General features: G+C 39.6%; 10 protein-coding genes. 4 read left to right on the top strand and 6 right to left on the bottom strand.

The window, feature by feature from the left end; all coding sequences use genetic code 11:
* Positions 1-8 precede the first annotated feature (8 nt).
* From AWW67_RS07300 to AWW67_RS07285, 4 genes are all read left to right on the top strand, one after another.
* Positions 9-2,576, top strand: a complete 2,568-nt coding sequence (locus AWW67_RS07300) for an ABC transporter permease (RefSeq protein WP_260311358.1) — start codon at positions 9-11, stop codon at positions 2,574-2,576.
* Between the two features lie 104 nt (positions 2,577-2,680).
* Complete coding sequence (locus tag AWW67_RS07295) at positions 2,681-3,040, top strand: hypothetical protein (protein ID WP_062300880.1); 360 nt, start codon at positions 2,681-2,683, stop codon at positions 3,038-3,040.
* Between the two features lie 153 nt (positions 3,041-3,193).
* Complete coding sequence (locus AWW67_RS07290) at positions 3,194-4,780, top strand: amidohydrolase family protein (RefSeq protein WP_062300879.1); 1,587 nt, start codon at positions 3,194-3,196, stop codon at positions 4,778-4,780.
* Between the two features lie 4 nt (positions 4,781-4,784).
* On the top strand, positions 4,785-5,720 hold the full coding sequence (locus AWW67_RS07285; RefSeq protein WP_062300878.1) for a tetratricopeptide repeat protein: 936 nt from the start codon (positions 4,785-4,787) through the stop codon (positions 5,718-5,720).
* Between the two features lie 74 nt (positions 5,721-5,794).
* Here AWW67_RS07285 and AWW67_RS07280 read toward each other — a convergent pair whose 3' ends face one another.
* The 6 genes from AWW67_RS07280 to AWW67_RS07255 form a co-directional block, all read right to left on the bottom strand.
* Complete coding sequence (locus AWW67_RS07280) at positions 5,795-6,367, bottom strand: OmpH/Skp family outer membrane protein (protein ID WP_062300877.1); 573 nt, start codon at positions 6,365-6,367, stop codon at positions 5,795-5,797.
* A gap of 24 nt (positions 6,368-6,391) precedes the next feature.
* Positions 6,392-6,934, bottom strand: a complete 543-nt coding sequence (locus AWW67_RS07275) for an OmpH/Skp family outer membrane protein (RefSeq protein WP_071387072.1) — start codon at positions 6,932-6,934, stop codon at positions 6,392-6,394.
* Position 6,935: 1 nt separating this feature from the next.
* A complete protein-coding gene (locus tag AWW67_RS07270; protein ID WP_053222294.1) occupies positions 6,936-9,599 on the bottom strand; it encodes a BamA/OMP85 family outer membrane protein in 2,664 nt (887 codons plus the stop codon).
* A 14-nt stretch (positions 9,600-9,613) separates the two neighbouring features.
* The gene (gene uppS, locus AWW67_RS07265) at positions 9,614-10,345 is read right to left on the bottom strand and encodes an undecaprenyl pyrophosphate synthase (protein WP_062300876.1); all 732 of its coding nucleotides are present in this window, start codon (positions 10,343-10,345) and stop codon (positions 9,614-9,616) included.
* Positions 10,346-10,426: 81 nt separating this feature from the next.
* Entirely contained in the window at positions 10,427-11,161 is a 735-nt protein-coding gene (gene porG / locus AWW67_RS07260; RefSeq protein WP_062300875.1) for a type IX secretion system protein PorG, read from the bottom strand.
* Between the two features lie 41 nt (positions 11,162-11,202).
* Positions 11,203-12,078 carry an NAD kinase gene (locus tag AWW67_RS07255; protein ID WP_062300874.1) on the bottom strand — a complete coding sequence of 292 codons (876 nt, stop codon included), beginning with the start codon at positions 12,076-12,078 and terminating at the stop codon, positions 11,203-11,205.
* Position 12,079 lies beyond the last annotated feature (1 nt).

Below are 12,079 nucleotides of genomic sequence, written 5' to 3'. Positions count from 1 at the left end.
TGTTTTAGATGAACATTAATTCAAATAATTTTCAGTCGAATTCTTCTACCAAATGGTTATTTTTAATGGCTTGGCGCGATGCGCGAAAAAGTAAGTCGAGGCTTTTTCTGTTCATTTCATCCATCATTCTTGGTATAGCTGCTTTAGTAGCAATTAACTCTTTCAGCGAAAACCTAAAAGAAGATATTAACGGCCAAGCAAAAGAACTACTTGGCGCAGACCTGGAATTAAGCGCCAACAAAGATGATTTCAACTATCCCTTTCTAGATACACTCGATTATGAGGTTTCATCTGAAAACAGCTTTGCCTCGATGGTTTACTTCCCAAAAAATCAGGGTAGTCGACTGGTAGATGTTAGAGCTTTAGAAGGTGCATTTCCTTTTTATGGGGTTATCGAATCTAATCCTGCATCAGCAGCGCAATCTTTTAGAGATGGACAAGCCAAAGCTTTGGTAGACCAAAGCGTTTTGGTGCAATACGATGTTCAAGTAGGCGATTCCGTGCGAATTGGAAAGGTGACTTTCTTAATTGAAGGCGCCTTGATCAGCTCACCATCACAGTCTATGGCCGCTACTTTGGTAGCCCCTGCGGTGTATATTCCTATGAAATACGTGGAGGCTACGGGTCTGATTCAGAAAGGCAGCCGTGTTCAATACAGGAAGTTCTACAAGTTGAACGACCTCGATCCTGAATTTGACCTAGATGAACAGCTAAGAACCGACCGAGAGTATCTGCGTACCGAAGGCATTCGTGGAGATACTGTGGAGGAAAGAAAACGAGACACAGGCCGTACGTTTGAAGACTTGAGCAGCTTCTTAAACTTGGTCGCTTTTGTGGCCTTACTCTTGGGCTGTGTGGGTGTAGCAAGTGCAGTGCATATTTATATTAAAGAGAAAATTAGAACAGTGGCGATTCTTCGCTGCCTTGGTGCTAAAGGACGAGATACCTTTTTAATTTACCTGATTCAAATTGGGGTCATTGGTTTGATAGGGGCAACGATTGGTGCTTTTTCGGGAACACTTTTACAAACCATTTTACCAAAAGTATTTGCAGACTTTCTACCTGTAGAAGTCAATTTCAGTATTTCTTGGCCTTCTATTTTAGGAGGTATTGCAACAGGGCTTGTGGTGTCTATCCTTTTTGCGCTTACACCACTTTTGGCTATTAGAAAGGCGTCTCCATTGCTCACTTTAAGGAACACGCCTGATGGAGAAAACGGTGCAAGAGACCCGCTCAGGTGGTTGGTTTTTGCAGGAATCTTCATTTTCATTTTTGGCTTTGCTTATTTACAAATCGGAGACCTCTCTAACAGTTTTGTGTTTACCATTTCGGTATTAATGGCCTTTGGGTTTTTGGTGCTTATCGCTCGTTTGGCCATGTGGGCAGTGAAGAAATTCTTCCCAACGGGCTGGAGTTACCTGTGGCGACAGAGTTTGGCCAATTTATATAGACCGAACAACCAAACTACGATATTGATCGCTTCCATTGGTTTGGGTACAGCGCTGATTACCACCCTGTATTTTATTCAAGGTTTGTTGATCAGCCAAGTAGAAATTACCACTGATGCAGGCCGTCCGAACATGATGCTGTTTGATATTCAATCGTATCAGAAAGATGAAATAGCAGATTTTACCAAAGCGCAAGGATTGCCGGTATTGCAGCAAGTGCCTGTGGTAACCATGAGGCTATCAAAAATTAACGGCAATACTTTGGCCGATGTAATGGCCGATTCCACCTTGAATTATCGGTCAGGAGCTTTCAATCGTGAATGGCGAATTACGTACCGTGATAGCCTTATTGATTCAGAGAAATTGGTGGAGGGAGAATTTAGAACGATGAATTCAGAAAGCGATTCAGTTTTTGTAACCATTGAGAAGGGGTATGCCGAAAGTAGCCGAATCAAACTAGGTGACGAGCTTATTTGGAATGTGCAGGGTGTTCCTATTACTACCTATGTGGGGGGATTTAGAGAAATTGATTGGGAAAGAGTACAAACCAATTTCTTGGTGCTCTTCCCCGAAGGAGTTTTGGAAAAGGCGCCTCAGTTTCATGTGTTGATCACAAGAGTCAAATCCACTGAAGAAGGAGCGCTTTATCAACGCGATATTGTCAAGAAATACCCGAACGTTTCGGTAATTGATATTGGTTTGATTCTAACAACAGTAGATGAAATCTTGGGCAAAATCTCTTTTGTCATTCGCTTTATGGCCTTGTTTAGTATTGTTACGGGGCTTTTGGTTTTAATTGGTTCGGTAATTCTGAGCAAATTTCAACGTATAAGAGAGAGCATTTTGTTAAGAACTTTAGGTGGAAGTAAACGCCAAATCTTGACCATTAATAGCCTTGAATATTTTGTATTAGGCAGTTTGGCTTCGCTTTCTGGAATTATGTTAGCTTTACTGGGTAGCTGGGCCTTGGCTTACTTTACTTTCGAAACGTCTTTCGTACCAAATGTACTTCCAGTATTACTGGTTTATGTTTCCATTACTTCATTAACGGTTTTGATTGGGTTACTGAACAGCAGAGGTATTTTAAGTAAATCTCCGCTAGAAGTGCTTAGAAGTGAAATTCAATGACCAGTTTAATATTTCATTTAACCATTGTATTTCCCTTTCGCTCTTTTTTCAGATTATTGTAGCAGTCTTTGCGTTTACATTTGACATAATCAAAAACTCAAATTATGAAATTTATAACCACAGTATTACTCGTACTTACAAGTCTTAGTTTTTCTCTTCAAGATAATTCCAAAGTGATTGGTGATTGGAACGGAAAAATAGTTACTCCAAATGGCGATCTCGAAATTATAATCCATCTTACTGAAAACGAGAAGGCCCTAAAAGCCACGATGGACAGCCCAATGCAAAATGCATATGGTTTAGCGTTTGACGAGGTAAGCTTTAAGGAAAATGTGTTAAAACTGAAGATGGAAGCCATCGGTGGAACTTATGAAGGTACTTTAAAAGACGGCAAGTTTACAGGTAAATGGAAACAGTCTGGTCAGATTCTCGACATGAACCTTGAGAAAAAGGAAAAGAAATAATAATTACAAACAAGTAACATATGAAAAGCCTTACAGTGAAAACTGTGAGGCTTTCTGTTTTAATACCCTTTTCATTTAGCTCCACCAAAATAAGCAGCGTTGTGTTCTGATGAGGAAATAATTATCTTCTGCACTAATTCAACCTTAATCACTATGAAAAAATACTTCTTGAGGACAATCGTGTCCCTTTTTCTACTCACCATAGTAGGTCACCTGCAAGCGCAAATAGAAAAAGCACCCAACCGTAGGGAAGGCGAAGGGCCTTTCGAAAGACTTATCATTCGGGGAGTTACACTGATCAATGGCAACGGAGCGCCACCCACAGGCCCAGTGGACATAGTGGTGGAAAAGAACATTATTAAAGGTATTTACAATGTAGGCTACCCAGGCTTAGAAATCCGTGAACAAGACCGCCCGAAAGTAGGGCCAAAGGATCAAGTAATGGATTTGGAAGGCATGTACTTAATGCCAGGTTTCGTAGATATGCACGGCCATATAGGAGGGTCTGCACAAGGTACACCAGCAGAATATGTGTTTAAACTTTGGTTGGCACACGGCATTACCACCATTCGCGATCCTTCTACAGGCAATGGTCTTCAGTGGGTTTTAGATCAGAAAGAAAAAAGTAATCAAAATACCATTACTGCGCCTAGAATTTTGGCCTACACAGGTTTTGGCCAAGGAGCCAAAGAACCAATTTCAACACCAGAAATGGCCAGAGAATGGGTAAGGCAAAATAAAGCCAAAGGAGCAGACGGTATTAAGTTTTTTGGGGCTGCCCCTGAAATTATGCAGGCTGCTTTGGAAGAAAATAAGAAGCTAGGCTTAAGGTCCGCGATGCATCATGCGCAAATGGACGTAGTGCGTTGGAATGTGCTAAATTCTGCCCGAGCTGGATTGACTTCAATGGAGCATTGGTATGGCCTGCCCGAAGCGCTATTCACAGATAGAAGGGTTCAGAACTACAGTTTAGACTATAACTACAGAAACGAACAGGACCGTTTTGGGGAAGCAGGTAGACTCTGGGCACAGGCAGCACCTCCTTTTTCAGATCACTGGAACAACGTAATGAATGAATTGATTGACTTGGATTTCACTTTAGATCCCACCTTCAATATTTATGAAGCTAGCCGTGATTTAATGCGTGCTTATACAGCCGAATGGCACCAAGAATATACCCTTCCTTCGCTTTGGGAATTCTATCGCCCAAGCAAAAGATCGCATGGTTCTTATTGGTTCTATTGGGGAACGGAAGAAGAAGTGGCTTGGAAAGAGAACTATCGCCTTTGGATGACATTTGTAAATGAATACAAAAACCGTGGCGGCCGAGTAACTGCTGGTTCCGATTCTGGGTTTATCTTCCAGTTGTATGGTTTCGCTTATATCCGTGAGTTAGAATTGCTTCGCGAAGCAGGATTCCACCCGCTAGAAGTAATTATGTCTGCAACATTGAATGGAGCAGAAGCTTTGGGAATGGCCGATAAAATTGGAACAGTTGAAGTAGGTAAGTTTGCAGATTTTGTAATTGTAGAAGAAAATCCTTTACAAAATTTAAAGGTGCTTTACGGTACAGGAGCATTAAAACTGAATGATGACAATGAACTTATCCGTGTTGGGGGAGTTCGTTATACAGTGAAGGACGGAATAGTATATGATGCCAAAAAACTTCTACAAGATGTGAAGAAAATAGTAGATGAGAAAAAGAATGGAATGACCTTTAAATTGACGGATAAATACTAAGTATATGAAAGCTCACTTATCGATATTACTATGCTGTACTGTGTTTTTCTTTGCTTGTTCAGGCGATAAGGCTGAAGAAAAAGAAGAAGTTCAAGCCTATGCTGTGGATGGCACGTCCCTTTATATTCCCGACAGAAGTGAAGAAGCTACTTCAGCCTTGACTGCTAATTTAGAAGAAGCTCAAAAGAACTTTGATGACGAGCCTAGCGAAATGAATACCATTTGGTTAGGAAGGCGTTGGGCGTATTTAACCAACTATAATAAAGCCATTGAGGTGTTTACAGCGGGAATTAATAAGTTTCCGAATTCTTATAAGCTTTATAGACATAGAGGTCATCGCTACATTAGTACACGCCAATTTGAAAAGGCAGAAGCTGATTATAAAAAAGCTTTTGAGTTGATGGACAAGGAGAAGATTGAGGTTGAACCTGATGGTGCTCCAAATAGCATGAACATTCCGCTTTCAAATACCCAATTCAACATTCTTTATCACTATGGTTTGGCGCTTTACCTTCAAGGTAAGTTTGAAGAAGCAACTGCAATCTATAAGGAATGCCTGAAATACAGTGTAAATGATGACCTACTTGTGGCTACTACAGATTGGCTTTATATGAGCCTTATGCGAGAAGGTAAAGCAGAAGAGGCCGCCACAGTACTTGAGCCTATTCATTCAGAAATGACCATTATCGAAAACGATAGTTATTATAAACGCATTATGATGTACAAGGGTGAACTGGCAAAAGAAGAGCTGCTCAGAACTGACCAAATGGATGTAGCACTTAGCTTGGCTACTCAGGGTTACGGAATGGGAAATTGGTATTTGTATAATGGAGACACTACCAAGGCGAAAGAGATTTTCCAAAAAGTAATTGAAACAGGTAATTGGCCTGCCTTTGGCTATGTGGCCGCTGAGGTTGATTTGTATAGATTGAAAGACTAGTTTAAAAGCTCATAGAACCTAAAAGGCCATCTCAATTGAATTGAGATGGCCTTTCATTTTGGGAGTGATATTTTTTAGTTACCTCCTGATTTTGCTGCTGGAGCTCCACCTTCAGGTGCAACAGGCATTGGAACGCCTAATTTTTCAAATACAGCTTTAGTAATGTTATCTTCTTCTCTTGCTGCTAAAACGATTCCGCCAGTATCAGTACCTGCATTAAGAATCATGCCATAGCCTTTTTCTTTTCTAACCTCTTCAATGGCATTTTGAACCTTTACATAAATTGGGTTGAACAGATTGTTCGATTTATTGCTTAAAGATTCGTCTGCTTTTTGAGAAAAGTTTGCAAAATCGGCTTGTAGCTTTCTGATTTCAGTTTCTTTTTCTTGCATTACTGTTGGCGATACTGTTGGCTGCTGAGCCAATTTTTGATACTCTGCAATTTTAGCATCGATTGTTTTTTGTTTGCTCTCTACCTGACTGGCCAATTGTTTTTGATAGACTTGTAGGTCGGCATTGATTTGAGGAATTTCAGGCATACTAAATACAATAGCATCTATGCTTGTATAACCAACTTTAAATTCCTGGCTCCAGGCTGTCATTGCCATTAAAAACAATGATGTAGCGAGTAATAGTTTACGATTCATGACTTTAAGATTCAAATTAATGTTTTAGTTCTTCTTTTTTAATAACTCCAATTCCTCTAGCACAAACTCTGTGTAATCATGTTCGGGATTAGAGTAAATAATGCTCATGTCGGCAGCTTTGTCAAGCATGTAGTCGAGATTGTGTTTTCTACAAACCACTTCTGTTGCTTCAAACATTTTTTGTCTGATGGGTCTTAACAATTCGTTTTGCTTTTTATATATAAGGCCATCATAACCAAAAAACTCTGTCGATTTATCTAAGGCTTCTTGTTCTTTAAGGTCAACTTCTTTTTGTTTTTCCTTTATCATTTCAGGAGTAAACAAAATTTCTTTGGCCCTAAGCTCTGCCCTCATCTTCTCTGCTTCGTTTTGCAAACTCCGTACCACTTTGTCATATTCCTTATGGAGATCTTCTATCTCCTTCTTTTTTTGGCTGTATTCAGGCATTTTAGATAGAATATACTCTGAATCTATGTGGCCAAACTTTTGCGCAAAGGCTTTATTTTGAGCGAGCACAAAGTTAGAAATTACGAAGAATAATACTATGGCAGGCGAAATTTTGTGCATGTTATCTGATTTGTTGACCAATAGTGAAGTGAATTTGAGAACCTCCATCAATTCCCAATTCTCTATCAGAATCAAAACCATATGCCCAGTCAAGACCTAGCAAGCCAAATGCAGGAAGGAATACTCTTGCTCCTACACCAGCCGATCTAAATAAATTTCTTGGAGAATACTCCGAGTAATTATTCCATGCATTACCCGCTTCACCAAAGCCCAATAAATAAATTACTGAAGATGGCTTGAGCGATACAGGATACCTTAGTTCAGCAACAAACTTATTAAAGATAAGTCCACCTCTAAAACCGGTTTTTGGGTCTACTGGCACAATACTGTTATCATCATAACCTCTTAACGCAATAATGTCTTGTCCAATTATAAAGTTGTTTGCTCCATTTAATCCGTTACCCCCTAAAAAGAACCTTTCGAATGGTCCTGTGTCGGTTTTGTTTCCGTAAGAACCAATGAACCCAAGGTGAGCTCTGGCGTTTAATACAAACTTGCTAGGAAGCTGTATAAAGAACGATGCATCCATTAAAGTTTTGTTGTATTCGATAAACTGATAACGTTCTCTGGTAGTAAGGTTTGGTCTGCCTTCACCGCTAAATCTATCTAAGAATAGTGAATAGGGTGGTGTTAAGTTTATATTTAAAGAGAACTGAGATCCACTAGTAGGAAACTGCGGACTATCAATGTTACTTCTTGAAATGGCTGTGTTGAATGTAACACTATTGGCCTGACCGGTAGCAAAACCGAGTGTATTGCCAAAGTTGAATACATCGTAGAATTGGTATGAAATACTATTAGAAAGGGTGAAAAAATCGTCTGGCCAACGAAGCTTTCTACCTAAGCCAATGGTAAATCCAGAAGCTTTAAGGTACCCATTTACATCAGAAGGATTGTAATAATCTGTAAAGGTTCTGTTTACTGTTCTGTTAAAGCTTATACTGAAGTTGTTAGGCTTTTTTCCTCCAAGCCAAGGTTCAGAGAAAGTCATGTTATAGTTCTGGAAACGTCTACCATTAGATTGAATCTGTACGGAAAGCCTTTGTCCATCACCTGACGGGTAAGGTCTCCATTTGCTCCAGTCGCCAATGTTTTTAACCGAGAAGTTGTTCAGTTGAAGCCCTACTGTACCCACAAAACCAAATGGCCCCCCGAAGCCTCCAGAAAGCTGGATTTGATCTGATGATTTTTCAACAAGGCTGAATTCAATATCTACAGTGCCATCTCCGTTGTTCGGAATTGGCTTTGGATTGATCTGTTCAGGGTCGAAATAACCTAGTTGAGCCAGTTCTCTCGTGGTTCTAATTAATTCTTTTCTACTGAATTTTTGTCCTGGTAGGGTTCTGATTTCTCTTAACACTACATGGTCACTTGTTCTATCATTTCCTGTAAGAATAATTCTTTTAATAGTGGCTTGCTCGCCTTCATACATTCTCATTTCAAGGTCTATAGAGTCATTGTCAGCTCTTACCTCAACTACTTCAAGCCTAAAGAACAAATACCCGTCATCCATGTAGAGCGAGTTGATATCATCTCCGTTCTGTCCATCAAATGAGGTTCTGGCTTCAATTCTTTCTCTATTGTATACATCACCTTTTTTAATTCCTAAAACCTGAGAAAGCTCAGAAGAGGTGTATTTGTAGTTTCCTGTCCAATCAATATTTCTGATATAGTATTTATTGCCTTCATCTATTTTGATGTCGAGGTCTATATAATCATCATCTACTTTTTTAACGCTACTGCTCACGATGGCCGCATCTCTGTACCCTTTTGTATTGTAGAAAGCAATCAACGCATCTTTGTCTGCTTCAAATTCTGATTGAATAAACTTCGAGCTTTGAAGGAAGTTGAGCTTTACGTTATCGTTTATAAACGATTTAAATCTAGACTCACTTACAGAATAGGTTGAGTCCATATAATTTGATACCGTTTTAGGACTGGTCTTAAATATTTGGTCGAAAAGTCTTGCTACAAGCCAGAAACGTGGTTTTTCATTGGTTTTCTTTAAAGGCTTTTTTAGTCGTTGGTCTGAAAAAGAGTTGTTGCCTTCGAATTCAATTTTATTGATTCTAACCTTCGACATTTTATCAACGATAAAAGTTAATTGCGCACCCTTATTGCCAAGCGAATCTGCCTCTTGAAGTGTTTTTACATTGGCATTTAAATAGCCTTTTGCTACATAATATTTTCGAATAATGTTTTCACTGTTTTTAATCAGTGGAGCACTAGCTACCTTACCAATTACGCCAATTTGCTCTTTTAAGTCTGATTTTTGAGAGGAGTTAACGCCTTCAATTTCGAATTTTGTAATTCTTGGGCGCTCGGTGATTCTAAACTCTAAAAAGGCTCTATCTCCTTCAATTTTGGTGAGCCAAATCTGAACATCAGCGATAATGCCTTGCTTCCATAGTTTTTTGATGGCATCGGAAATTTCGTTTCCGGGAATACTGATTTTATCGCCAACTTTAATGCCCACTAGGCCAGTAAGCGCTCTTTCTTCTATGGTGCTAAGGCCAGTGTATTGTACCTCTGCAATTTCAAAAACCCTTGGGTTTGTATAGTCAATTTGAACACCTTCTGCCGTATTCACACCATATCTCACCTGCCCTTTAACTTGCGTTAAACCACATATGCTAATGACCAGAAGTAAAAATATTTTCTTCATTCCCAAGGTTAATTCTATATCTGTTCGCTCGTTTTACCGAACCTTCTTTCTCTTGTTTGGTACGAGACAATTGCCTCATATAAATGCTCTCTTCTAAAGTCTGGCCAAAGCGTATCCGTGATAAAAAACTCGGTATATGCCATTTGCCATAATAGAAAATTACTTATTCTTTGTTCGCCACTTGTTCTTATCAACAACTCTGGATCAGGAATCCCCGATGTAGACAAATGGTTTTCAACCACTTCACTTGTAATGTTTTCAGCTTTTAATGCTCCTGTTTCGCATTTAGCGGCAATTTGCTTCATTGCATTGGTAATATCCCATTTACCACTATAACTCAAAGCCAAAACTAAAGTCATTCTTTTGTTATTCGAGGTGGTTTCCATTGCTTGTGCCAATTCGCGTTGGCATGACTCTGGTAAACTGGCGATGTCACCAATAGCGGTTAATTTGATGTCATTATCCATCAAGGTTTTTATTTCCTTGTTGATGGTGGCCACCAATAACTGCATTAGGGCGTTAACCTCTAGTTTCGGCCTGTTCCAATTTTCAGTTGAAAACGCATAAAGAGTAAGGTATTCAATGCCCAATTCTGCACAACCTTCGGTAGTATCTCTTACCGCCTTGATGGCATTTTTATGACCAAAAACACGGGCTGCACCTTGGCTTTTTGCCCAACGGCCGTTACCATCCATGATTACGGCTATGTGTTTTGGAAGTGAGTCGAGCTTAATTTTGTTCTTCATTGTATCTGCTTCGCGAAAAAGCGAGTGCGAAGGTACGAAAATGGTTATTGTTTTTAAACCCTAATTGATTCTTTATCAGAGCTATCTAAATTTGCCTTGCGGACACACGATTTTATAGAGTGTATAGCTTATGGATATTGACGTGAAGAACATCCAATCGTCATCATTAGGATTGCCCCCTCTGTAATCTTTAATCGAAGGAGTGTCTACAGAAACATTATCCAATGTGTCTGAATTTGTTTTGATTGCGCTGGTTGATGCTGCTAATGTCCACCTTCTATCAATTCTGTATTTAAGCCCTATACCTATGGGTAATTTTAGATTCAATCCAGAATCATAAGAAGTTCCAGAACCATCTTCTCCCGTATATTTATAAGCCCCAAGGCCAAACAAAATATAAGGTGTCCAGAACTTTTGTAGCTTTTCGTCTCGATAATCGAGGAAATTATATTCCCAGAGAAAGTCAACGTTGAAAAAACGACCTTTAAATGAAGCCTTTCTGTTTGCTGAAAACACGTCAAATGCTTCGTTATCTACACCTTTGAGTTTTCCATATCCCGCTGAAATACGGGTGTTAAAACCATTATTAAGGTGTTTCTTAACAAAGAACTGTGCCCCTAAAGTTGAATTTCCAAAATCATATGTGCGGGCTACATCGCCAAGGTAGTTATAAGCCCCTAGCTCAAAACCCACCTCAGAGTCTTGCGCTTTCGCACTGAATGTTGACAGCAGAAATGCTGCTATCAAGAATGATTTCTTCAAAAACTTTGGTAATACAGTTTTATCCGTATGATATGCTCGCAAGCTAGATAACATTGTGATTTTGTTTCAAAAATAGCCAGTTAAATATTGTTAATTCAATTTCTGGCGTCTACCCCCCAATTCAACTTTTGTCGTAAGGTATCAAAATAGCTGTTATGATCGAACCTAACCAGCTTTGCCTCGAACGACTCCCTCTTAACGGATATTTTTACTTTATCGTCTACACTGCACGATCGTGAATCTAAAGACACCATAAAACGATTGGTTCTACCTTCAATCTCAAAGGTAATTTCGCTTTGGTCTGAAACAATAATTGGCCGAACATTTAGGTTATGCGGTGAAACTGGGGTAAGAATAAAGTTCTTTAACCTTGGGTGAACTAATGGCCCTCCACAACTTAATGAATACCCCGTTGAGCCCGTTGGGGTAGATATGATCAATCCATCGGCCCAATAGGCATTTAAGTATTCGCCATCTACGTAGGTATGCACCACAATCATAGATGAGGTTTCTTTTTTGACGATGGTAAATTCGTTCAGCCCAAAATTGAATGGAGCAAAAAGGTCATCGTTTGAATCTACATGAATTAATGACCTGCTTTCTACATTGAAATTGCCAGAAACCAATGCGTTAACCGCATTGTTAATTTCACCACGCGGGGTAGTGGCTAAAAAACCAAGTCTGCCTAGGTTGATACCCACAATGGGTGTTTCATATTGCGCTGTGTAAGCTATCGTGTCGAGCATAGTGCCATCGCCACCTAAGCTGAGTACAAAGTCGATATCAGAGAGGTCGTCACCGGGCAGGAGAATTCTACTTGGGTTAGCACTGAGCTTTACTTTTTTTAGCTGCTTTTCAAAATCTTTCGACATCGCGATGTCGATTGACTTTTCGCTTAAAACCTGAAGTAAATCTTTAACACAATCAATGGCTTCGGGCGTAATACTTTTTCCGTGGAGGGCAATTTTCATA

It is taken from the genome of Roseivirga seohaensis, assembly GCF_001592945.1.
Classification (GTDB): Bacteria; Bacteroidota; Bacteroidia; order Cytophagales; family Cyclobacteriaceae; genus Roseivirga; species Roseivirga seohaensis.
The sequence above is the reverse complement of the archived record's forward strand: the minus strand, read 5'-3'. Positions and strand labels throughout refer to the sequence as shown.

Excerpts from the sequence above, each read along its gene's own strand:
- AWW67_RS07295 (WP_062300880.1), top strand. The coding sequence starts at position 2,681 with ATGAAATTTATAACCACAGTATTACTCGTACTTACAAGTCTTAGTTTT.
- AWW67_RS07290 (WP_062300879.1), top strand. The coding sequence starts at position 3,194 with ATGAAAAAATACTTCTTGAGGACAATCGTGTCCCTTTTTCTACTCACC.
- AWW67_RS07285 (WP_062300878.1), top strand. The coding sequence starts at position 4,785 with ATGAAAGCTCACTTATCGATATTACTATGCTGTACTGTGTTTTTCTTT.
- AWW67_RS07270 (WP_053222294.1), bottom strand. The coding sequence starts at position 9,599 with ATGAAGAAAATATTTTTACTTCTGGTCATTAGCATATGTGGTTTAACG.
- porG (WP_062300875.1), bottom strand. The coding sequence starts at position 11,161 with ATGTTATCTAGCTTGCGAGCATATCATACGGATAAAACTGTATTACCA.
- AWW67_RS07275 (WP_071387072.1), bottom strand. The coding sequence starts at position 6,934 with ATGCACAAAATTTCGCCTGCCATAGTATTATTCTTCGTAATTTCTAAC.
- AWW67_RS07280 (WP_062300877.1), bottom strand. The coding sequence starts at position 6,367 with ATGAATCGTAAACTATTACTCGCTACATCATTGTTTTTAATGGCAATG.
- uppS (WP_062300876.1), bottom strand. The coding sequence starts at position 10,345 with ATGAAGAACAAAATTAAGCTCGACTCACTTCCAAAACACATAGCCGTA.
- AWW67_RS07255 (WP_062300874.1), bottom strand. The coding sequence starts at position 12,078 with ATGAAAATTGCCCTCCACGGAAAAAGTATTACGCCCGAAGCCATTGAT.
- AWW67_RS07300 (WP_260311358.1), top strand. The coding sequence starts at position 9 with ATGAACATTAATTCAAATAATTTTCAGTCGAATTCTTCTACCAAATGG.